The organism is Pseudomonas shirazica, from assembly GCF_015168335.1.
In the GTDB taxonomy this organism is placed as follows: Bacteria; Pseudomonadota; Gammaproteobacteria; order Pseudomonadales; family Pseudomonadaceae; genus Aquipseudomonas; species Aquipseudomonas asiatica.
On sequence record NZ_CP063456.1, the window covers coordinates 2,729,164 to 2,752,338 of the forward strand.

Consider the following 23,175-nt stretch of genomic DNA (forward strand, 5'->3'; position numbering starts at 1 on the left):
TCCAGAAAGCCCCAATCCTTCTGACATCTTGCGCTGCGTGCCACTAGCCTTCCTTCACTACTGGAGGAAACGCCATGGACCTGATCTTCATGGCCCGGACCTGATCGTGCTCGACCGGTTCATTCCTTAGGCCAACGTCACATCTCGACCTGAGTGCCCAGTTCGATCACCCGGTTCAGCGGCAACTTGAAGTACTTGAGGTTGCTGTTGGCATTCTTGAGCAGGAAGGCGAACAGGTGCTCGCGCCACTTGGCCATGCCGATCCGTTTGGTGGGCACCACGGTTTCCCGGCTGAGGAAGTAGGTGGTGCGCATAGGGCTAAAGTCCAGCTCAGCAGTGCTGCTCTGGCTTAGGGCAAGCGGCACGTCGGGCTCTTCCATGAAACCGAAGTGCAGGCTGACTCTGAAGAAGCCTGCGCCAAAAGCTTCCACTTCGAAGCGTTTGTCAGCGCTGACACGCGGCGAATCTTCCGAGACCACCGTCAGCAGTACCACCTGTTCGTGCAGCACCTGATTGTGCAGCAGGTTGTGCAGCAGGGCATGGGGTACGGCGTCGGTACGGGCGGAGAGGAACACCGCAGTACCCTGTACACGGTGGGGCGGCTGCGCCTGTACGCTGCCGATGAATAACGGCAGCGGCAACGCGGTTTCGTCCAGCCGTTCGACGACAATGCTGCGCCCGCGCTTCCAGGTGGTCATGAGCACGAACAATGCCAGGCCGGCGATCACCGGGAATGCGCCACCTTGGAAGATCTTGGGCGCGTTGGCGGCAAAATACAGGCCGTCCACCAGCAGGAAGCCCAACAACAGCGGAACAGCCAGCCAGCGCGGTGTCTTCCACAACAGCAACACCACTGCCGACGCCAGGAGCGTGGTGATCAGCATGGTTCCGGTCACTGCCACGCCATAGGCTGCTGCCAGAGCACTGGACGATTCGAAGCCGATCACCAGAAGCACAACGCCTACCATCAGCGCCCAGTTGACCATGCCGATGTAGATCTGCCCCTGCTCTTCGCTGGAGGTGTGCTGGATGAACATGCGCGGCACATAGCCAAGCTGGATGGCCTGGCGAGTCAACGAGAACGCACCGGAAATCACCGCCTGCGAGGCAATGATAGTGGCCAGGGTGGCCAGCGCTACCATCGGCAGCAGTGCCCACCCGGGAGCCAGCAGGTAGAACGGGTTTCGCACCGCGGCTGGGTCGTTGAGGATCAGTGCGCCTTGCCCAAAATAGTTGAGTACAAGGCCCGGTAGCACCAGCATGAACCAGGCGCGAGAAATCGGTTTGCGACCGAAATGCCCCATGTCGGCGTATAGCGCCTCGGCCCCGGTCAAGGCCAGTACCACCGCGCCCAGAATGGCGATGCCCACGCCGGGATGATCGACGAAGAAGTGCACGGCCCAAGTCGGGCTCAGCGCCTGTAGCACATCGGGCCGCTGGGCAATGCCATAGACGCCCAGCGCGCCGAGCACCACAAACCACAGCACCATCACCGGCCCGAACAGGATACCGATGCGTGCTGTTCCGTGCTTCTGGATAATGAACAACCCTAACAGGACTACGACCGAAATCGGCACGACCCAGTGGTCAATCCCGTCGATCCCCAGTTGCAGGCCCTCGACCGCCGACAGCACGGAAATTGCCGGGGTGATCATGCTGTCACCGTAGAACAGCGCCGCGCCGAACAGGCCCAACAGCACCAGCACCCTGCTCAGCACTGGATAAGGCCGCGCCGCCCGCCTGGCCAACGCAGTCAAGGCCATGATCCCGCCTTCGCCCTGGTTGCTGGCGCGCAGGATGAAAAGCACGTATTTGACCGACACCACCCAGATCAACGACCAGAACACCAGCGAGAGAATGCCCAGCACCCCTTCGATGTTGGCCTGCACGCCGAAGTGGCCATTGAACACTTCCTTGAGGGTATACAACGGGCTGGTGCCGATGTCGCCATAGACCACGCCAACAGCTGCGACCAACAGGCCAACGCCCGTGCTCTTGCCTGCGTGGGATTGATTTTCAGCGGTTGCGGTCTGACTCACAGATAACGTCTCGTCTGTTTTGCGTAAAGTCTGAGTGTAGGCGGGAATTCGGGGGCTTGAAAAAGCTGCACCAGTATTGGCCCTGGCCGTGATCCAGCGCATAAAGAATGGGTAAGAAATGCTCGTCGGTCGTCTCACCGACCACGCAAAAGAACGGCCGCCCTCACCCGCTGCCTGCCAAAGCAGTTCATGCGTGCAAATTCGCCATGACTGACCGGCAGGTGCTGGCAATCCAGGCTGCGACGGTGGCGGCTGTGGTCCACGTCCGGGTCGTGCAGGTAGACGAACTCCTCATCGCAGCCGGTTACCAGTACCCAGTGCGGCGCCTTCAGACGGGTGAAGCGATAACAACTGATCAGCACCAGTGGTCTGAAACCCGCTTGCAACACCGAACGGATATCGAAGCCAGGCGCCACCACCTGTTGCACGTCAGTCTCCCCCAGAGCCTCGACGAACTCGTCCTCTACCAGCCTCATGACGTCTTTTTTCTGCGGGCTGCGCACACCGTCGAGAAAAAGAGACCCCGGCTGGCTAAGCACCACGCGCACCTCGAACCCACGGCGCCAGGCCGCCAGAGCCAGGCCCTGCGGGCTACAGCCGCCATGGCCGGCGGTCATGAAGATGGTGGTGGCCTCACGCCAGAGCTGAATCTCCTCGGCGCGCAACAGCGGCCGCCCACGCTCGATCGCAGCCATGGCCATCAGTAGACAGGCCGCACCGCAGGTGAACTCTGTCGTTTGCGCGTAATAGGGCACTTGCCGAGCAGGTGCAGGTGCGTTGCAGAGGATGCGCTTTTCATAACGCAACGCCTGGCCATGGTCTTCGTAGTAGTCTTCGACCACGGCGAAGCGATAATAGCCATTGCTTTCGTACAGGCTGATCGCCGTCGGGTTGTCGGCGCGCACCTCAAGCCTCAACCAAGCGCAATTGCGCTCCAGCGCTGCCGCCTCGGCCTGCTCCAGCAAACGCTGCCCTAGGCCATGGCCACGCCAGCCGGGGCTCACAGCAATCGAGTAAAGGCGCGCGAGTGACGTACCGCGATGAAACAACAGCAGCGCATAGCCGGCCATTTGCCCCTGCTGCTCGGCAACGATCAGGCAGGCATTGGCACGGCGCACCATCCAGCTGAAATTGCGCGGGCTCAGGCGATCAAGGGTGAAGCAGTCCTGCTCCAGGGCCGCCAGCGCCTCGACATCGGCCACCGACGCAAAGCGAAAATCAAAAACCATGGCACCACCGTAATGTTTGAGTAACGAACCGGGACAGGTCGAGAAACCCGTGATTTATTGAAGCGGCGTGTTCTTCAACAGGGATCGAATACTCATGTCAGCGGTGCAAGCCAACGTGGCCGAAGTATTGGCCAAAAGCGAAACTTCCACAATCACCCTCAACGAGGAACCTCCCAGTACACGGCGCGCCGGTAGCCGCTTGCTGATTCTGGTGGAGCGCAAGGAGGACTGGGCCAGCTACCTGCCCAGCGAAAGCCTGATGCTCGCCCAGGACTACCTTGAGCACAGCGATGACGCACCCGGTCGCACTCAGGTGCTCAACCTGTGCCGCAACTACAAATACCTGGGCCAGGGCTACTACTGCTCGCTGCTGGCCGAGGCACGTGGGCACAAGGTGTTCCCGTCGGTACGCACGGTCAGCGAACTGAGCCGCAAGGCGCTCTATGGCGTGGGGCTGGACGACCTTGAGCGCACCCTCGAGCGTGCCTTGGTCAACCACCCATATGGCAGCACCGAGGCCTTCACCCTCACCCTGTACTTCGGCCGCACAGCCATCGAACCACTGCAGGAGATCGGCCGCCAGCTGTTCGAGGCGTTCCCCTGCCCCATCCTGTTGGTGGAGTTTCGTCGCGGCGACGCCTGGCAGATCGCCGGCATCAAAGCAGGCGCCCTGCACAAGCTGCGCGATGAGCAGCAGCATTTCTTTGCCGACGCGCTGGATGCCTTCAACCGCCGCACGTGGCGCCAGCCCGCCTCCAAGCGCCTGGCGCGTTTCGACCTGGCGATCCTGCACGATCCGGCAGAGGAACTGCCGCCGTCCAATGCCCAGGCCCTGGAACAGTTCATCGAGAACGGCAAGCCGCTCGGCATCGACGTGGAGCTGATCGAAAAGAAAGATTACGCACGCCTGGCCGAGTTCGACGCGCTGTTCATCCGCGAAACCACGCGGGTGGACGATCACACCTACCGCTTCGCGAAGAAGGCCGAGAGCGAAGGCCTGGTGGTGATCGATGACCCCTCCTCGATCCTGCGCTGCACCAACAAGGTGTACCTGGCCGACCTGCTCAAACGCCACAACCTTGGCGCACCGGCCACCGAGATCCTGTACAAGGACCGCCCCCAGGAACTTGAACTGGTGGGCCGCCGCCTAGGCTTCCCATTGGTGCTGAAGATCCCCGATGGCTGCTTCTCCAAGGGTGTGATCAAGGTTGCCGATGCCCAAGCGCTGGCCTCGGCGGCACAGGAGCTGTTCGAGCACTCGGTGCTGCTACTGGCCCAGGAGTACTGCTACACCGAATACGACTGGCGCATTGGCGTGCTCAATGGCGAGGCGCTCTACGCCTGCCAGTACTTCATGTCCAAGGGCCACTGGCAAATCTACAACCACAAGGCTCAGGCCGGCGAAGTCAATGGCCGGTGCCGCGCGGTGCCGGTGGAGCAGGCACCGCCCGAGGTGGTAAAGCTGGCCGTGGACACCGCGCGGCTCATTGGCCATGGGCTGTATGGCGTGGACCTCAAGCAGGCCGGCGACCGCGTGCTGGTGATTGAAGTCAACGACAACCCCAATCTCGATGCCGGCATCGAAGACGCCGTGCTGGGCGACGAACTGTACCGCCGTGTACTGCAGGCCTTCGTGCAGCGGCTCGAACGCAAACATCTTGGCCAGACCTGGTGAGCGATGATCGAATACTACTGCACCGAGCACGGTGCCCTTCTTGAGTCGTCCGAGGATCAGGCCAGCATCTGGTTGTGCGTGGCGCCGGACGCAGCCGAACAGGCTCGACTATGCGGGCGTCTGGGCGTCAGCGCCCAGGCGCTGGAGTCGTCGCTGGACCCGGACGAAGTGGCGCGTATCGAGATCAAGCCCGATCACCTGTTCCTGATCTGGAAACGCCCGGAAAGCTTCGACGGCCGAGTATTCAACGTATCGTCATTCGGCGTGGTGCTCAGCGAGAAACGCCTGGTGGTGATTTGCGCCAGCAATTCGCTGCTGGACGGCGTGGATCCTCAGGCCGGTATCAGCACCCCGCTGGATGTGCTGATGGCAATGCTGGCCGAAAGCGTGCATCACTACCTGGGGCATTTGCGGGTGGTCAAGCAGGTGGCCAGGGAGATCCAGCTGCAGTTCGACCGACCCATGGACAGCCAGCACCTGGTGCAGATGTACAGCCTGAGCGAAAGCCTGGTGTATTACGTCAACGCGATCCAGAGCAACGGCGCCGTGCTCGCGCTGCTGCGCAGCCACGGTCAGAAGCACGGCTTCAGGCCCGAGCAGCTGGAGGCGCTCAACGACCTGATCATCGAGAACGAGCAGAGCTACCAGCAGGCGAAAATCCACGCCCAGGTTTTCACCAACCTCATCGAGGCCCGCGGCAACCTGGCCAACAACGGCATGAACCACGCCCTGCGCAATTTGACGCTGATCAACGTGGTGTTCCTGCCGTTGAACCTGCTGGCCAGCATCGGCGGGATGTCGGAATTCAGCATGATGACTGCTGGCATGCCCTGGTGGCTGTCATTTCCGGCCTTGTTGCTGGGCATGGCGGCGCTGGGCGGGGGCATGGCCGTGGCGTTGCGGCGCGTAGCATGAGCCCTTGCCCTCTACTTATTGTGCAGACACAGGCCGTTGAGCACTGCCAGCAGGCTTACCCCGACAGCGAACACTGCCATCCACAGGGTCCCCATTTCCAATGCACGGTTTTCTGCCTGGTTCAGAGAGGTCACCGCGAGCTCATGCCAGCCCAATGCAGGCCCTTTATTGAGTCTTTACGCCAGCGTGCAGAAAACCGACAGCAACTTGACCTGGAAAAGCCGTAATCTCGATGCACGCCAATGAAACGGCGTACTGGCAACGCACGGATCAACTCGCCCAGCGCAAACGCAAGGCAGACATCTCCATTTTTCAGACAGACTGGCAGGAAGATTCTCATGGAAAACTCAGACATCGGACTGTTTTTACTGGCGCTGGTAGCCATCACTGGGACGCTCATCAGTCTGTTCGAGCGCCGTATCAATAAACCAGCAAGACCGTTAATGAAAAGTCAGGCCACCAAAGTTCAGCGGCGTTCATGAAACAGCGCTGAAGCATTGCGCGATCCGCTGTTAGGCTGCCTTGTCAGTGTCCGCAATAATTATGCGGTGTGTTTTTTCGGCTTCCTTGATCCAATGAATCTTCTGGTGGGTAAATCCTATCGGCAACATCTGCTCACCATGCCGGTAGCCACCAGAAGATCGCTTGGTGCACATCAGACAGATCGTGCCCCTGGAAGTGGTGTAACTCATCTTGCGGCGCTATTGAGCGTCCTCCCCGCCTATGCTTGATCAGCAGAAAACCAAGATTGATCGTGTAAGGATTATTCCTTACCATCCAATCAATACATCCGGGAGAACGCCCATGCCTGCCATCCACGAAATCGCCACGCTAACCTCGAAGGGGCAGATCACACTGCCCAAATCCGTTCGCCAGCTTTTGGGCATTGACACTGGTGGCAAGATTGCATTCGACGTACGCGGGGGTGAAATCGTGGTCAGCCGCGTAGAAACCACCCACGAAGACCCTGCCATCGGTGCGTTCCTGGGTTTGCTGGAGGCTGATATCCGAGGCGGCCGCAACCTCACCACTCTGCCGGAAGACTTGGCGCAAACCATGCTCGCCAACGCAAACCACTCCGTAAACCTGGACGAAGATATCGACGGTGAGGTCGCGATCTGATGCTGCGAAATGGCTGGGCACTGTTGTTCCATGAAGGTGTGACTTTACAGCTACGCAAATTGCAAGAAGCCGCCGCCCGGGCCGAGCAGAACGACCCGCAAGGTTTTGAAAGCAACGCCAACGTCAAGCTGCTTCGGGCATTGAGCCATCTGATCATGGAGGCTGTGCCTGCCGACCCGGGCCGTGATGAGTTCCGCCAAGGCAACACGCTGGGCACCGCCTACCGACATTGGCGGCGGGCAAAAATCGGCAGGCGCTTTCGGCTGTTCTTTCGCTACGACTCAAAATCCAAGGTCATCGTCTATGCATGGGTCAACGACGAAAATACCCTACGGTCCGCAGGCAGCAAAGCTGCGCGACTGGGTGAGGGATTGCACGTTTGACACCGGCCCTCCCCTCGGTGCGTCCACTGTAATCCACTCGTAGCTGCTGTAAAAAAGGGTACATCTGGGGGTACAAAACCAACTCCCCATTCATAACCTTTTGATTTATATGGTTGTCCAAATATTCTTCGGCGACCCTGATAGTCTTTAGGGAAATCCGAACAAGTCACCCGACACCCGACAATGGCTGACTTCCGGGCTCAGAAAAGCTCGATTTGCAGGCGCGGATTATTGAAAACCAGGGCAGCCCCTTGGTTTTCTGGCCTTACAGGCGCACCTCTCCGGCAGCAGCCAGTAAATGCCGGCGCACCCTCCATGATCCGGGCTTGATCTGGCGCGATCTGCCGGCCCCCTGGGCGCAACGCATATTGCGGATCTGCGCCCACTCATTCGACGGTTTGCCGGGCTACACCCGAGCGCTGCTGAACTGTTTGTCTCGACCGCTAACCGGCAACGCTTGACTCTACCGTAAGGGGCAGACTTTACCCTTGGCACTTCATTACCTGGAGTTTGTCATGAAGAGCAAACGCATGCTCGTAATCCTCGGCCACCCTTCGAACGACAGCTTTTGCGGCGCTGTGTCCGAACGTTACGTCGAGGCCGCCACCCAAGCAGGCCATGAGGTGCGCTTGCTGCGCCTGGACACCCTGGATTTCGATCCGGTCCTGCACGATGGCTATAACCAGGTCCAGTTGCTTGAGCCCGATTTGATCGCCGCACAGAACGACATTACCTGGGCCGAACACCTGACATTTGTGTACCCGATCTGGTGGGGCGGCATTCCGGCGTTGCTCAAGGGGTTCTTCGACCGCGTGTTTCTGCCCGGTTTTGCCTTCAAGTACCGCAAGGGCTCGCCCTTCCCGGATAAGCTGCTCAAGGGTCGCACGGCTCACCTTTTGGTGACCATGGACACGCCGCCGTGGTACTACCGATGGGTGTATCGCATGCCGGGCCTGCACCAAATGCGCAAGACCACCCTGGAATTCTGCGGCATAAAGCCCCTGAAAACCCTGACCTTCGGTCCGGTATTGGGCTCCAAGCCGGAACAGCGTGAAGCCTGGCTCAAACAAGTCCAGGCAGTCGCCAGCCGCTGATCGGCCCCGGTCGTGCCGTGCCCCTGCACTGCCCAGCCGAGCCTACCTGCTGCGACACCTTGTCCAAACTGGCTTCCAACCCCCTGACGCTTGTGCAAAGATGTCGCGCGCCTGTGCGAGCGCGCGACATCTTTTCGCTTCTGATGCGTCAAAAAGGGATTTTCATGTACATCGGCAAAGCCGCCCAGCTGTCGGGCACCACCGTCAAAAGCATTCGACATTACGAAGAAATCGGCCTGTTGCCCCCCCCGCAACGCGAAGGCAAGTACCGCATCTACAGCCAGCAAAGCGTAGAGCTGCTGACCTTCATCAAATGTGCTCAACAACTCGGTTTCAAGCTCAAGGAAATGCAGGCCATTCTGCAGGATCATCGCGGCCAGGAGCTGCCCTGGGATCTGGCCATGCAGGCCATCGATAACAAAAAGCAGGAATTGATGGGGCAGATCCAGGCGTTGCAGAAAGTGCATGACGGCTTGGTCGAGTTTGAGCTGAGCCTCAAAGATGCTCAGATGCAATGCCAGTTCGAACACCTGGAAAAAGCCCGCTGAATCCGCACCGCCGCCGCTGAACGGCCATGGCGCCCCGTGCCGTTTTCAACACGCAGGCGCCCCGGCGATTTAGCCTGGCACAGCCTCACCCCGCGGCTGCTCGCCCTCTTGCACTGCTGGCTGCGGCACAATCGAGGCAAAGAACCACGGCGAAATCAGCGTGACCAACAAAATGGTCATGAAGCCACTGGATGACAGCGCCAGTATCACCAGTACACCCAGGTCAATGACGGGTTTGTAGGCGGAGAACAGCAGCGCGACAAAGCCCATCGAGAAGATCACGACATTGACCACCGTCGAACGCCCGACGCCCTGCATGGCCGCCAGGATGGCCTCGTCGATCTCGGCGCCCTTCTGCACCAGCATCTTGATCCGTGACAGCAGGTGAACGGCGTAATCCACGACGCCCACCACCAGGAACGTCACCAGTGTGGTACCGATGTTCAACTCGATATCCAACAGGTACATGCTGCCGTACACCGTCACCGACGTGGTCAGCAACGTCAGCATGCCGAGGATGCCCAGGCGTACTGACTTGAGCCAGAACATCATCATCAAGGTCACGGCCAGCAACGCCAGCGAGAAGCTCAGCACCTGACCCTGGGTGATTTCCTGCAACACCCCGGTCCATATGTACGGCGTACCGGCATGGGTGACTTGCAGGTTGGCCGGTTTGTTGATCGCCAGCCAGGCGTCCAGTTTATCGAGCATCGCCTGGTAATCGCCCGCCACAGAGGAGGTCATGGTGAACAGCGTCACCGCCTTCGAGTAATCGGCATTGAGCACGTTCTGCAAGTCGGTGCCGCCACCGTTCTCGAACATCATGATGTGTTGTTCGATGAGCGAGTTGCCATCGACTTCGAAGGTCTCCGGTTTCCCGTCATCATCGACCACCGTCACCTGCTCCACCGCCTGCGGCACCCGCAGGAAAGCAGGGTTCATGTCATTGAGCACGAGGTTCATGCGCTTGATGTAGGTCGCCACCGAATAGGTGTAACTCACGTTCGGCTGGGCCCTGATGAACTGGTCCAGACGTTCCAGGAACTGCACGGTTTCAGTGGTCAGCGCGCCACGCGGAGTCTTGGTGTCGAAAGCGATCCAGCCCGGCGACGTACCCGCGACTCCGGCCCGGTTGATGAACTCGTCGGACATCCGCACCGGGCTGTCCTTCTTGAAGTAGGCAATACCCGAGTCTTCGATATCCACCTTGAACGTGAACACCGTCATCATCGCCAACAACGGCAGGGTCACCAGCAATACCGGCTTGCGCCAGCGAATCAGCCAGGCACAGAACACTACCAGATAGTGGGAGATCAGCGACTCTTTGAGTTGCACTTTGCGCGGGACGGCATCTTTGCCCCAGATCGAAATCCACGCCGGGATCAGTAGCAACGAAATGATCAGCGCCGCCGTCAGGCCGATGGACATGAACACGCCAAAGTTGCGGATGCTGACAATGTTGTTGGTGGTGGAAATCAAGAACGTCGCAATAGTCGTGACCGTTGTCAGAACGACGGGCGTGACCATCAGGCGCTGGGTTTCTCGGTTGGCTTCGCGGAAAGACTTGCCCGAATTGAGCTGTTCGTAATACTCGGCCATGACGTGGATCGCGTCGGCACAACAGATGGTGAACAGGAACACCGGCAACACACTGGTGAGCAAGTCCATCGGTACACGCAGCAGCGCCATCAGGCCAAGGGTCCAGATGGTGCAGAACAGGATATTGAACAGCGGCAGCACCACGCCAAGTGGTTTGCGAAAGAAGAAAACCAGCAGAGAAGTCACCAACAGGAACACGATCGGGAACAGCATCGCCAGGTCGTGATCGATGATCTCCTGCTGGGCCGCAATGAAGATCGGCATGCCGGCGATGAATACCTCATCGGTGAACTCCGGGTGAGCGGCCTGGTACTTCGCGATGATCTCGCGGACCTGGTGATAGGCACGCAACTGGGCCTGAGCGTCGTCCTGTTTGGTGCCCAGTTCGGCGACGACCATGGCGACTTTCTTGTCCGCCGAGACGACGCCACCAACCATCTGCTCGTTGCCCATGATCTGCGCTTCGACCTTGCTCGGGTCCATATCCAGGGCGTGCAGGGTCTTGTGGATCCACAACTCGCCATCGGCACTCAAGCTGATGTTTTCCAGGTCAGCCATCGAGGCCATTTCCTGGATCGGGTTGAGCCGCTCGGCAAGAAAGCTCAGGAACTGCAGGTCGTGGCTGTCCCAGTGCCGGGCAATCCCATGGTCGCGCAGCGCTTTGGCGGCAGCGTAATCGTTCTGCGAAAAACCTTCGGCGAGGATCTGCACCAGCAAGGCCTGGGCATCGGGATCGCCACTGTGGAGGCCAACGATGCGCTGCAGTTCGACACGGTCCTCATCGTTCGCCAGCATCAGCCGGCGTATGGCCTGGGACAACTCGAACTGCGCGTTCAGCGACGTGGTGTTGAAGACACTCTCGGGGTTGCTCAGCGCCACCATGACCGAGTCATATGTGCCGGTGAACTCGCGCTGCAAATCAATGATCGTCTTGCGCGCCGGGTGAGTGTCCTTGAGCAGATACGGATTGGTGTCCGACATCAGCGCGCCGAGGGTGTAGGTGAAGTAGGCGGTGATCGCCACCAGCACGAACACAATTGCCCGCGCATAGCGCTCGACGAAGTTCAGGTATCTTTCCATGAATGAGGGTTCCAGATGAATCGAGAGCGGCGCTTAGCGGGCAGACACGGCGTATTCCGGCAAGTCGCCGGCTTTCAGCCCACGCTTGATCGCGGTCTGCGTGAACAGGCGGTCGTCCAGCGCGACGTTGTACTGCAACTGGTTGAAGCGCAGCTGAGAGCGCGTACCGGCGATGAAGTCTTCGGTTTCGCTGAAGGTAATGCTGTCGATCTGGTCGATGGTTTCAGTCTTCAGAGTGCGCATCTGCTTGAACATCACACCTTTTACATCGAAGAAATCCTGGCGCAGCACCAGTGAGTTTTTCTTGTCAACCCAGACCTTGAGCTTGTTGTAGCCGGTCTTGGCCAGCACGGCAGGCGTCGCCGGCTCACGCTCGATCACGTAGCAATCGCGGCCCTGCAACTGCTCTTCGCCAACCAGCGTTTGGCGATAGTCTTCGGCGCGAATCTTGTCGAGGTCGGCATAGGAGTAGTCGCTACCCATGAACGCCCCGCGTTTGTCGGTGGTGGAAATCCTTCGGGTCTGTCGGCTGACCGGCAAATACATCCATTGGCTGTCTTCGAGGCCCAGGGCCTCGCGCGGGTTTTCGATGTGGAAGGCGACGTCACGCACATCACTCGGCGCGGAGAAATACATGGTGAATTTGTCGCTGTCCGGGTAATCCTTTTGCAGGTAGCTGAACTCGCGGATGCGGCTGTTACCTTGCTTGTCGATCAGAATCAGGGACACCTGGGACATGAAGCTCTTGCCGTCATCGCGGTCCCGGGCCTGGCGAATGATGTCGTCGGCCGTGCGTGTTTCAGCTGCCATGGCGGCAGCGGTGCTCAGCAACAGTGCGCTTACAGTCAGGGTCTTGAAGATGGGCAACATCGCGATTTCCTTTTCATTGTTTGAGTGGTTCGCACACCGGCACCGGTGTGGTCAGAACAGATAACCGGCGGACACGCGCACCTGATCGCGGTTGGCGTAAGCACCGAACTGGCGGTCGGGCTTGCCGAAGAACACATCGACTTCGAGCCCCAACTTGAGCCAGTCCACCGGTTTGTAGGTGAAGATCCCCTGAACGAAGCTATCGTCCTGCGCTGGCGGCGACATGCCGAAAACCAGACGGGTCTTGAGGCGATCCTGGAACTGCGAGCCCTCGGCAGACACGGTGAACAGGTCGTCGCGTTTGTCCTGGACCATGCCGGGCTGCCAGTCGAGCAGCCGCTGATGTTGCCACTGCGTCGAGATCAGCCAGTCCCGCAACAGGTAATCGACGCCCAGCAGCGACTTGGTCATCGCCGTCTGGTCGCTGCCGTAAGCGCGGTAAGGATTGGTGACGCGCCAATTGTCGAAGTAGGCGACTTCACTGCGTACCACGATGCTGTGGCCGGCATCGATGGCCACACTGGCGCCGCCCATGGAATAGCGCGGGAATTGCCGTTCGAGGCGAATCAGGCCCTCTTCGGTCTGGCCTTCGACGGCGTAAACCGGGTCCTGCTGGCGGGCGTTGAGGGCAACGAAGCTGACATCCACCGTGCCGACCCGGCCGTTGGCACTGGCGCCATAACCGAAGCCACTGTGACCGTCATAACCGGGCCGCGAATCGACCACAAACATCTGCGGATCGGGTGTGGCAAAGATCGGTGCATCGAACTCGCTGCCGACGGCCGGCGCCTGGTTTTTCACGAAATCAGTGATCACCAGCGCTTCGAGCTCCCACTCGGCGACCGGCTGCACCAGGCGAATCATCGGCACCGCGATGCGGCTGTCTTCCAACAGACCGATCACACCCTCGCGATAGTCCAGCGGGTTGATCTGGTCGAGCACCCGTAATTCATCTGCACGCCCCCACACCACCTGCTGCCAGCCCACCGTCAGCTCGCCGTCGCCAACGTAGAGCCCCCAGTAAAGGTGCCGCCAATCGGCGGTCGCCCGGTAATCGTCCCGGGCTTGCGCACTGTAGGGATTGTTGCCGTCATAACGGAAGTCATAACGGGCTCGGCCCTTGGCCTTGTAGTAGCCGCTTTCCCAGGCATCCTCCAGGCTGAACTTGAGGTACACGGCCTTTTGCGTGACCTGGTCGTCACCGTGCAGACGCACGGCCGTGGCTACGCCGATCTCCGCTTCATGATGCTCCGGCAACCACTCGGCGATCGCCACCGGCGAGCCGAGGCTGACCAGCGCGGCCAAAAGGCCGCGGTTCAATCCCAGTCGAGCCATGGCTACATTCCCAACCCGGCACCGCCGTCGATCATCAGGCTTTGCGCTGTGACACCACTCGCCTGCGGGCTCGCCAGATAACGGACCATGGCCGCCACTTCGTCGCCCTGAATGAAGCGCCGCAGGGGCAACTTCTTCTTGGCATTGCGCAGGATTTGCTCATGGGTGATTCCGGCGATGCGCGCCTGAGCCGCCAATTCGCCTTGCAGCATCGGGGTATCGATCCAGGCGGGCAGGATGGCATTGACGGTGATTCGCCGTGGCGCCAGGTCCAGCGCCAAGGCCTTGGTCATGCCGATGATGCCGTGCTTGGAGGCGCAGTAAGCGGTGTTGCGGACCTTGCCCGCTCGGCCGAGGATCGACGACATGTTGACGATCCGCCCACCATCCGCCATCAGTGGCAGGCACAACGAGGTGACGTAAAAAGTGCCGTTGAGGTTGATCGAAATCACCTTGTGCCAGTTGTCCAGGTCTTCGGGCTCGTTCTCGTCGCAGACACCGGCGCTGTTGACCAGCACATCGACAAAGCCGACCCGGTTGGCCAGGCCCTTGAACAGAAGTTGCAGGCTGGCCAGATCGGCGATGTCCGCTTGATGGGTTTCGATGCGAGCGGCAAATTCGCCCTCGGTGACCCACCGCTGCAAGGTTGCCAGATCCCGATCAAGCAAGATCAAAAGGTGCTCGGCCTGGGTTGCAAAACTTTCCGCGACGGCGCGGCCAATACCATTGGCCGCGCCGGTAATCACAATCGTGCGTGCCTGGCTCATAGCATTTTCAATCCGCCGTTGACGGGCAAGACTTCGCCCGTGACGTACAGGCCGCGCTCGGCCAGATACAGTACCGCGTCGGCAATTTCTTCAGGCCGGGCGAACCGTTTGATCAACAGCCGCGACTGGATTTCCTGCTCATGGGCGCCGACCAGGGCTTCGCTCATGTCGGTGCTGACGATGCCGGGCGCCACCGCGTTGACCCGGATGTTGCGCGGCGCCAACTCCACCGCCAGTGCGCGCGTCAATGCTTCTACACCGCCTTTGGCCGCGGCGTAGTTGCTCTGGCCCTTGCCGGGCTTTTGCGCGGCTACCGAACTGAGGTTGACGATGCACCCGCTGCGTTGGCGCATCATGCAGGGCAGCACCTGCTGACAGCACAACAACGTGCCGATCAGGTTGGTCTGGATGACCTCGGTGATGTCGCTCAACGACTGCGTGGCGAGCAAACCGTCACGGGTAATACCGGCGTTGTTGACCAACAAGTCGATACGCTCGAAACGCTGCTCGACCCGTTCAAAAAACGCCTGAATGCTCTGCGCATCCTTGACATCACACTGCACAGCCAGGCACTCCCGGCCGAGCCCTTCGACCTGTGCCTGCAAGGCAGCAGCTGACGCCTCGTCACGGACATAACTGAAGGCAACCTGATAACCCGCGCCGGCCAGGGCCAGCACGACGGACTTGCCAATGCCGCGACTGCCGCCGGTCACGACAGCTATTTTCTGAGTCATGACCGCTCCTTAAAGCGAGTTTTGAGTTTTGAATTGCGCGAGGGTGAAGCCGTGGGTCGCGGCCAGTGCGCGGACCTGCTGAACTTGCTCACGGCTGATATCGCCGTAGGAGCCGTGCTGGCTCATGCCAGACAAGCCCATCAACACCGACTCGGCCATGCACGCATACAGCTGACCTTTTTTCAGGTAGGCCCGCACGTTGGGCGCCAGGCCGTCGTCGAACGGCGTCTGGACGATGCCGCCGTGCATGTAGAGCACGTCCTCGCGTTGGCTCGGCATGTCTTGATGAACGTTCAGCGGCACGGCAATATCGCAAATCACGCTGCGCTCGGCGAAATGTTCGGCGCCGAGGAATGGCTGAGGCGCATTGGCCGCGCACAGGACAACCCGTGCGCCCTTGAGGGCGTCGAGATCGTTGGTGACCGTGATGAAAGCGTTCGCGCCAAGGCGCTCATCCACCAGACGGGCGATGTGCAAACCGAGGTCGGCTTTTTGTCCATGTGAGCGCAACAAGTCACAAAAACCATCAAGGCTCAGCAGTCGCTGCGCCAACCGGTCGTTTTCGGCTGTGCCCTTGAGGATCGAACGGGCCGCGTCGGCGTAAATCAGTTGGGCAGTTTTCTCCAGGCGCCGAACCGAGCCGTCACGACCGCTGCCAATCAGAATCAGGTGATCGACGGTGGCGGACAGCACCGAGGCATAGGTCGAGGCAACGTTACCGGCGGCACCAACAACGGCAGCGGTTTGCTCGCGCAGTGCCAGGCCTTGCTGAACACAGCCTTGCTCGATGGCTTCGAGCCCCATGCCGATGGTCAGGGCATTGCCGGACGTCAGCGCCATGTCGGCAATCTTCAGCGCCTGACAATTGTTGGTGACGATCGAGGTGTACATCCCGAGACCGGCGATGCTGCAGCCGTCGGCGCGGGCATCGGTGACACGCCTGCCGACTTCTTCGCGAATGCTGTCCAGGTCACCGCTGAGGATGTACTCGGCCATGGCATCCGAATCCATGCACAGCGGGTACAACGTGAACTCCACCGCCATGCCGAGGCGCGACCGAATGATCACCGGGCCGACTGGCGCAGCGCGGCGTTCAGGCTTGGTGCGGTTGATGAACGTGCGTTTCTGTTCCGGGCTCAGGGCTGCCAGCGAGGGATCGACGTCACCGAGGATATCGGCATCGATCAGGTGGTTGATGAACGCTACCCGAGCGACGACTTCGACCTTGGCATCGATGTTTTCAACGGGCTCGGCCATCCGAAAATCGTCCTGACGGGCTGGCACAGCGGGAATCGAGTCCGCGCAGATACCCGCCGCCAACGGCAACGCATCGCCACGGCGCAGCATGTCACAGACCCGTTGCAAGGCACCGATCAGCCCGTCGATTTCGCCCAGGGTGATACAGGCTGGAGGCTCCAGGCGAATCACGTTGGAGTTGCTGCCCGACGGTGCTACCCGCAACGCTTCGAATTGCAACAGGTAGCCGGCGATCAAGTAACCCAAGGCATCGTTGTACTGGGCCGACGCCTGTACCAGCGAGCTGCTGACACTCAGGTCGTGCAATTCCAAACCCACCAGCAAGCCGCGCCCGCGCACATCGGCGATCACATCCGGATAGGCCATCTTCAGTTCATTGAGCGAGGCTTTGAGGTAGGCGCCCTTGGTGCGTATGTCTTTGAGCATCGCGTCGTCATTGGCGAACAACCGGCGCAATGCCGACAGCGCGATATGGCAGGACGGATCGTCCTCGGCGAAGGTCGAGCTATGGATGTAGCTGAACTCGCCTTCGTAGTGGCTGCTGCGGATCACCGTCGCGGCGATTTTCATCAAGCCGCCGCCGAGGGCCTTGGACAGGCAGTAATAGTCGCCTTGCAGGTTGAACTGGCTGCTGGCAAGAAACGTCCCGGCGCGACCAAAACCTGACTGCACTTCATCGATCACCAGCGGGCACTGTTGCTCGTTACACAGCTTGCGCAGCCCCAGGTAGAACTCGGCCGCGAACTCGTTGATACCGCCTTCGCCCTGAATCGGCTCCATCAACACGGCGGTAATCGCGCTGAACGGCAGTTTCAGCACGTTCAGGTGTTCGCCGTCCCATTGCAGGCTCAGCCAATGGTGCGTGTGCCGGGCCGGCAATTCCTGCAACTGATGGGGCTGCTGGGGGTCGATGAACTCGACGTTCAGACCAAAACGGGCAAACGGCGCGCGGTACTGACGGCCATAGGTCAGTTGCACGGTATTGACCAATTTGCCGTGGAAGCTGCCGCGCAGGGCGATGAATACCGGTTCGATGTGCAACTGCGCCAGGTTGTGTTGGCGAACGGCTTCAACCACCTGACGCAAGGTCACGCTGTTCAGAGTGGCTGGCAGGACACCTGCAGGCAGGTCGAGGTCGGCCACATCCAGCTCGCGATAAGCGCGTTCGCTGGCGGTCAGGCTGGCCAGGGTGAAATCGATGTCGTCGAACTGCTTTTGCAGGCTCTTCTGGCGACGGAACTCCGCGTGCTTGACGGCAATTTCCACCGCCTCCGCGCCACTGTTGGAGAAAGTCGAAATGTAACGTTCGGTGTTCTTCAGTTCGCGATTGAAGGCGTCGCTGAGCTCTCGCCCCAATTGCCCGGCCGCACCGCGGATCGACATTTGTGCGTTGAACGGCACGTCACTGCGCAGCAGCGCACAGAGCTGATCGACAAACTGTGGGTCGTTGTGGCCGAACAGTGCCGCACCGTAACCGCCGAGAAAGTCGGTGACCGTGACCATGTCGCCCTTGGGGTTGCGGTAGAACAACTGGCTACCGAGGGCGCGCTGAAACTCACACTCCAGGCCCAGTGCCTGGAGCAGGCCGACGAATTTGGGCCGAACGAAATCGCGATAATCCATGACTGTCATATCCCTGAAAGTAAAAAATAGGCGGTAGTCAGCGTCAGTCTTGAGTGACCTTTGCGCTGTAGAGCACTTGATAGGCGGCGCTGAATCCGTTGTCGTCGCGGTTCAGCACCAGGCAATGCTCAAGGCTCGCGGCGTGGGGCGCGCCCTGAATAAACGGCAGGTTTGCCACTGGCTGCTGCAAACCGGCAATCGGCGGCACGCTTTGGGCCTGCAATGCGCAACGCGCAAGCATCAGATCCACCAGGCTCGGCGCTGCGCTGAGAATGCCGTTTATCGCCAACCCGCTGGTGATGTGCGAAGCGCGCGCAAGGGCCAGCGTCTGGCACAACACGCGGTCTTTGTGCGCATCGCCGGTGCCGCTGCACACCAATAGATCGGTTGGGCTGTCGGGCAGGCTCAAGCGACGGAGGGTGGCATGGGCCGTCATGTCGGCGAGGCACGCCTGAGGGCCGGCCGGCAGGTCTTCGCGCCGGCGCAGCACCAATGCTGCCGCGCCCTCCCCGGCAATGCCACCGGTGCCCCGAAGGTCAAACGGCAGCAGAGTGTTCGAGCCGTTGGCGCTGATGACCCCCGCCTGGACCAACCCGGACAGCGCCAGGGCATCCAGTTCGCTGCCCGCACCGACAACGATTGCCGCGTCGATTCGGCCATCCTGCAAAGCGGCCGTAGCCTCACGCAAGGCTGCCAGGTTGCCGGCGACACCTTGCATATAGGCGTTGCACTCACCCACCAGTCTCAGCGCCAGGCTGGTGACACCCAGCAAGCAGTTGCTCAAGCCTTTGAGCACCAGAAAAGGGTCCTGGGCACGGTCTTGCAGGATCCGTTTGGCGAACGCCGCCATGTCGGCGACGCCGTCCTGCCGACAGCCGAGCAACAACTCGGCATAGGATTCCAGAGACGGATGGGTGTAGCCGCCCTGACAGCAATACAAACCGAAACGGACATCCGGCTGCTCATCGGCCAGGCCTGCTTCTGCCAACGCCTGACGTACCGCGCTGACACCCCAGATCACTGCCGGCGTGCAGTAACGCTGAAGGTTTTGCGCAAGGTCTTGTCGGCTGCGTTGGTGGTCCTGATCCTGAATTTGCCCGAACGCCACCACGCGTTCGCTGCTGAACCTTCGGGCGTTCAGCGCCGTAATTGCACTGCGCCCCTCGTTCGCAGCTGCCCAGAAAGATTCGACACCCCAGCCGCTGGGCAACACGCAACCCGCACCGGCAATCGCGACCGCCTGTTTCATCGCGGCGCCTCCCGGTACTTGCCCAGCGCCAGTGAAGTGTTGAGGCCGCCGAAACCGAAGGAGTTGCTCAGGGCAACGTCGACCTTGCGCTTGACCGCTTGATGGGCGCAGTAGTCGAGGTCGCATTGTTCATCGGCATCATGCAGGTTCAGGGTCGGCGTGACCCGATCATCCCGGCAGGCCAGGGCCGTGAGCATGAACTCCGGTGCTCCGGCGGCCGCAATCAGGTGGCCGAACTGGGATTTGTTGGCCGTCACCAGCAACCGCCGATAATGTTCGCGCTCGGCGAACAGGGTCTTGATCGCCAGGGTTTCGGCGGCATCGTTGAGGGGTGTCGACGTACCGTGGGCATTGATCAGATCGACCTGTTGCGGCTCCAGCCCGGCATCTGTCAGGGCCGCCTGCATCGCCAGCACCGCTCCCCGGCCCTGCGGGTCGGGTGCGGTGATTTTGTAGGCATCCAGGCTGCTGCCGAAACCCAGCACTTCGGCGTACGGCGTTGCCCCTCGGGCGAGCGCCCGTTCGAGGGTTTCGAGCACGACAAAACCACCGCCCTCACCCGCAATCAAGCCACTGCGATGGCGGTCGAACGGCCGACACAGTTCGGTGCCCCAACGCTGCTCGCTGCTGGCGGCGCCGAGCAGATACAGCGCGGTCATGGTGTCCAGGCTCAGCACCGAATCGGCGCCCCCGGCAATGGCCAGCTCGACCTCGCCGCGACGGATCATCTGGAATGCATTGCCGATGGCCTGGGATGCTCCCGCGCAAGCGCTGCTGATATTGATCACCGGGCCTTCACTGCCGATGCCATCGGCAATCACCCGCGCAAGGCGGTCGTTGCTCTGACACAGTGAACTGTCAGGATCGACCTGCGCCTGTCGCGCCATCAACTGAGCCCAGGACGGTGCCTGCGCCGGGTTATCCGCCAGGCTGAGCAGCATGTCCTGCAAACGATGAGCAGGTGCGCCGGACGCTGACAATACCGCCGCGCCACGCAACTGTTCGGGGCTCAGGCCACTGTCGGAAATGGCTTGGGTGGCCGCGACCCAACCAAAGCGGGTGCGTTTTTCCAGCGACAACCCCCAGGCCGGATGGTCTTTCAAGTGTGCCGGCATCAAGCCCATATCCACGGGCGCTGCGTAACGCACAGGGAACGCACCCGCCTCGACGCCTTCCGGTTGCCATGGCCGAATGCAATGCTCGCCGGCCAACATTCTTTGCCACATGGACTGCCACTCGAAACCGAAGCCGGTGACGGCGCCCATGCCCGTGATCACGATCCGTCTGGGGCTCATGGGTAACTCTCCATTGTCTCTGTGTCCGACGACGTTCTGGCCAGCAGCACCGCGCCCCAATGCCCACCTCGGCTATGTTCGAGCAACAGCGTGTAACGGCTGCAATCCAGTGCCCAGGTCACAGCGATTTCGCTGAGCAAGGCGCTGGCGCCCAAGTCACCTACCAACGCCTTGGAGTGTTCGAGGGTGTGCCCCGATAGGGTGAACAATGCGGCAATCTGCGGGTCCTGTGCATCGGCGACGACCTGCCCGACATCGCTGAGGCATAGTTTTTCGTTGCTCAAAGCACGCTCGATGACGTCGCGACCAACCGCCAGCCCACGCTCGGGTTGCGCGCTGTAACCACGGGCAAACCCGGCAATGCGCAACGCAGATTGAGCACCACGACCCGGCTTGGTCGTCAGCAACAGTGCCGCAGCACCTTCGCCCAAAACCCACGGGCCGGGGTTCACAGGTGGGTGTGTAGCGTCACGCAGGTACAACGCCGGGGTGATGTTCGGGCTGCTACTGACGACGACGGCAGCATCGGCACGGCCTTCGCTCAGATGGGCGGCGGCCTCCATCAAAGCATCCAGTCCTGCATTGCCCTGGGAGCAAAAACCGCCCATGGGGCCCTTGCAATGCAAGGCCTCAGCCGCGTGGGCCATAACGCTGCTGTTGAGCATCATCAGCGCATGCAGCGGCGGTGTGTGGGCAAAGAATTGCGCCAACAGATCCGCCGGTTGTGCGCCAATGGCCTGCACGGCATCCCAGCACGAGCTGGGGCCATCCACTTCCGGAATGGCAGCGGTCAATGCGATCCGCTCATCGGGCAGTTCCAGCTCACGCAAGGCCTCGGCGAGGCGGCCGGCGCAATACAGCAGGCGCGCGCCCTGAGGCTCGAGGCTGCGGGACAATTTGCGGTCATACACACCAGCCGGCAAGGCGGGCGCTGCGACGCAACGGGCCAGGCGTGCCGGGTCGAAATCCAGCGGTTGCGCGGCCTGAGGTTGACTGTCACGAGGCGCACATTCAGTACCGGCGGCGTTGAGTACCGACGCTGCAGTGATATAAACAGCAGTTGAATTGGATCTGGTCATGTCATGCCCTGCCCAGCACCAACGAACTGTTCACGCCAAACCCGAAGGAGTTTGAGAGCACGACATTGATCGGTTGCTGCAACGGTTCGCAAAGGAATTTCAACTCCGGAAATTCGGATTTTTCCGGCTGAAAATTGAGGGTCGGCAAGGCCACGCCCGACTGAATGCTCATCAACGACAGCACCGCCTCAATGGCACCACTGCCGGCCAACGAGTGCCCAACGGCAGATTTGTTGGCGGTGAACGTCATCTGCTCCAGGGTTTCGCCGAACACCTGCGCCAGGCCCAGGGCCTCGCAACGGTCATTGGCCTGTGTCGACGTACCGTGAACATTCACATGGTCCACAGCCGCACTGGGCAGTTCGGCATCGGCCAGTGCCGCGGTCATGCAGGCGGCGTACTTGCTGCCATCGCGGCTGCTGGAAGTGATTTTCTCTGCCTCGCACAGATTCGCGTAACCCAGCACCCGGCCCAGCGAGCGGGCCTGACGACGCTCGGCATGCTCGCGGGATTCCAGCACCAACAGCGCCGCCCCCTCACTCAGCACAAAACCGCAGCGGTCTGGCATGAACGGTCGGCTCTGTTCTTGTGGGGAAAAGTCCACTCGCTGGCAGAGTGCGCCCAGCCCATCAAAGCTGTAGTAAGACAATTCATGGGCCATCAACTCCACCGCGCCACACAATGCCAGGTCGATCTCGCCACGGGCGATCGCTCGATAGGCGCTGCCGATGGCCATGGTGCCAGCGGCACAGGCATCGGAATGTGTGGAGATATGGTCACGTACACCCAGCCATTCGGCGAGATGGCGGGTTTGCTGATCAACCCGCCGGGCGAACGCCCCACCGCTGAGGGTGTGGTTATCCAGGTACTGGTCAAGATCGACCCGCCCCTGATCGTCCATGTAACGGCTGGCGTCCCGCAAATCACCGCTCATGCAGTATTTATTGGCCCCGACGAAAATACCGCTCGCGACTCGGGCAAATGCGCCGTCGGCCAACCCGGCATGGGCCAACGCCTGACGGGCCACGTAATGCGCCAGCCATTCCTGGCGGGAGGTGGTCTGCAGATCACCCGGAAAGGCCGCAGCGATCACCTGCCATTGTTGCTCATCGATAAACCCGGCCGCCGGGTTCGCAAAGCCCAGTTCGACAAACGCCGGGTGCTGGCGAATGCAGGAACGGTTTTCGCTGATCGTCGTGAACAGCGAGGCTGCATCCAGTGCCGTGGGAGCCACCAGGCCATAGCCGGTGACCAGAACCTCTCGGGCCTGCATCAAGGCAAC

18 protein-coding genes and 1 pseudogene are annotated in these 23,175 nt (G+C 60.7%); 7 read left to right on the forward strand and 12 right to left on the reverse strand.

Annotated elements, in window-relative coordinates; genetic code table 11:
- Positions 1–137: 137 nt before the first annotated feature.
- Together IMX18_RS12420 and IMX18_RS12425 are read right to left on the reverse strand one after the other, a co-directional pair.
- Positions 138–2,039 (reverse strand): potassium transporter Kup, encoded by a 1,902-nt coding sequence (locus tag IMX18_RS12420; protein ID WP_217190531.1) that lies wholly within the window; start codon positions 2,037–2,039, stop codon positions 138–140.
- A 134-nt stretch (positions 2,040–2,173) separates the two neighbouring features.
- Positions 2,174–3,268: a GNAT family N-acetyltransferase/peptidase C39 family protein gene (locus tag IMX18_RS12425; protein WP_217190530.1), complete on the reverse strand. Its 1,095-nt coding sequence runs from the start codon at positions 3,266–3,268 to the stop codon at positions 2,174–2,176.
- A gap of 94 nt (positions 3,269–3,362) precedes the next feature.
- Between IMX18_RS12425 and IMX18_RS12430 the strand changes: the two genes are divergently transcribed.
- From IMX18_RS12430 to IMX18_RS12460, 7 genes and pseudogenes are all read left to right on the forward strand, one after another.
- Positions 3,363–4,943, forward strand: a complete 1,581-nt coding sequence (locus tag IMX18_RS12430) for a RimK family protein (protein WP_100413526.1) — start codon at positions 3,363–3,365, stop codon at positions 4,941–4,943.
- Between the two features lie 3 nt (positions 4,944–4,946).
- Positions 4,947–5,858: a magnesium transporter CorA family protein gene (locus IMX18_RS12435; RefSeq protein WP_100413527.1), complete on the forward strand. Its 912-nt coding sequence runs from the start codon at positions 4,947–4,949 to the stop codon at positions 5,856–5,858.
- A gap of 338 nt (positions 5,859–6,196) precedes the next feature.
- The gene (locus IMX18_RS12440) at positions 6,197–6,340 is read left to right on the forward strand and encodes a hypothetical protein (RefSeq protein WP_167506595.1); all 144 of its coding nucleotides are present in this window, start codon (positions 6,197–6,199) and stop codon (positions 6,338–6,340) included.
- A 322-nt stretch (positions 6,341–6,662) separates the two neighbouring features.
- The gene (locus tag IMX18_RS12445; protein WP_095064487.1) at positions 6,663–6,980 is read left to right on the forward strand and encodes a type II toxin-antitoxin system PrlF family antitoxin; all 318 of its coding nucleotides are present in this window, start codon (positions 6,663–6,665) and stop codon (positions 6,978–6,980) included.
- Positions 6,980–7,333 (forward strand): annotated as a pseudogene (locus IMX18_RS12450) (type II toxin-antitoxin system YhaV family toxin); the annotation flags it as partial. The gene IMX18_RS12445 and the pseudogene IMX18_RS12450, both read left to right, overlap by 1 nt.
- 545 nt (positions 7,334–7,878) lie before the next feature.
- Positions 7,879–8,457, forward strand: coding sequence for an NAD(P)H-dependent oxidoreductase (locus IMX18_RS12455; RefSeq protein ID WP_039612922.1), 579 nt, complete (start codon positions 7,879–7,881; stop codon positions 8,455–8,457).
- Between the two features lie 164 nt (positions 8,458–8,621).
- Positions 8,622–9,005 carry a MerR family transcriptional regulator gene (locus tag IMX18_RS12460; RefSeq protein WP_003256870.1) on the forward strand — a complete coding sequence of 128 codons (384 nt, stop codon included), beginning with the start codon at positions 8,622–8,624 and terminating at the stop codon, positions 9,003–9,005.
- Positions 9,006–9,074: 69 nt separating this feature from the next.
- Here the strand turns inward: IMX18_RS12460 and IMX18_RS12465 are convergent, their stop codons facing one another.
- From IMX18_RS12465 to IMX18_RS12510, 10 genes are all read right to left on the reverse strand, one after another.
- Positions 9,075–11,684 carry an efflux RND transporter permease subunit gene (locus IMX18_RS12465; RefSeq protein ID WP_015270144.1) on the reverse strand — a complete coding sequence of 870 codons (2,610 nt, stop codon included), beginning with the start codon at positions 11,682–11,684 and terminating at the stop codon, positions 9,075–9,077.
- A gap of 33 nt (positions 11,685–11,717) precedes the next feature.
- Positions 11,718–12,554, reverse strand: coding sequence for an outer membrane lipoprotein-sorting protein (locus tag IMX18_RS12470; RefSeq protein WP_100413528.1), 837 nt, complete (start codon positions 12,552–12,554; stop codon positions 11,718–11,720).
- A 51-nt stretch (positions 12,555–12,605) separates the two neighbouring features.
- Positions 12,606–13,889, reverse strand: coding sequence for a DUF1302 family protein (locus tag IMX18_RS12475; protein ID WP_217190529.1), 1,284 nt, complete (start codon positions 13,887–13,889; stop codon positions 12,606–12,608).
- A 2-nt stretch (positions 13,890–13,891) separates the two neighbouring features.
- Positions 13,892–14,656, reverse strand: coding sequence for an SDR family NAD(P)-dependent oxidoreductase (locus IMX18_RS12480; protein ID WP_015270142.1), 765 nt, complete (start codon positions 14,654–14,656; stop codon positions 13,892–13,894).
- Positions 14,653–15,390 (reverse strand): SDR family NAD(P)-dependent oxidoreductase, encoded by a 738-nt coding sequence (locus tag IMX18_RS12485; protein WP_015270141.1) that lies wholly within the window; start codon positions 15,388–15,390, stop codon positions 14,653–14,655. Before IMX18_RS12485 ends, IMX18_RS12480 begins: the two co-directional genes overlap by 4 nt.
- A gap of 9 nt (positions 15,391–15,399) precedes the next feature.
- Entirely contained in the window at positions 15,400–18,270 is a 2,871-nt protein-coding gene (locus IMX18_RS12490) for an aminotransferase class III-fold pyridoxal phosphate-dependent enzyme (RefSeq protein WP_015270140.1), read from the reverse strand.
- A 43-nt stretch (positions 18,271–18,313) separates the two neighbouring features.
- Positions 18,314–19,519 carry a beta-ketoacyl synthase N-terminal-like domain-containing protein gene (locus tag IMX18_RS12495; protein WP_217190528.1) on the reverse strand — a complete coding sequence of 402 codons (1,206 nt, stop codon included), beginning with the start codon at positions 19,517–19,519 and terminating at the stop codon, positions 18,314–18,316.
- Positions 19,516–20,814, reverse strand: a complete 1,299-nt coding sequence (locus IMX18_RS12500) for a beta-ketoacyl-[acyl-carrier-protein] synthase family protein (RefSeq protein ID WP_061302390.1) — start codon at positions 20,812–20,814, stop codon at positions 19,516–19,518. The genes IMX18_RS12495 and IMX18_RS12500 overlap by 4 nt, the downstream gene beginning before the upstream one ends.
- Positions 20,811–21,737, reverse strand: coding sequence for a beta-ketoacyl-[acyl-carrier-protein] synthase family protein (locus tag IMX18_RS12505; protein ID WP_217190544.1), 927 nt, complete (start codon positions 21,735–21,737; stop codon positions 20,811–20,813). The genes IMX18_RS12500 and IMX18_RS12505 overlap by 4 nt, the downstream gene beginning before the upstream one ends.
- A 157-nt stretch (positions 21,738–21,894) precedes the next feature.
- A complete protein-coding gene (locus tag IMX18_RS12510; protein ID WP_217190527.1) occupies positions 21,895–23,166 on the reverse strand; it encodes a beta-ketoacyl-[acyl-carrier-protein] synthase family protein in 1,272 nt (423 codons plus the stop codon).
- Positions 23,167–23,175: the final 9 nt, after the last annotated feature.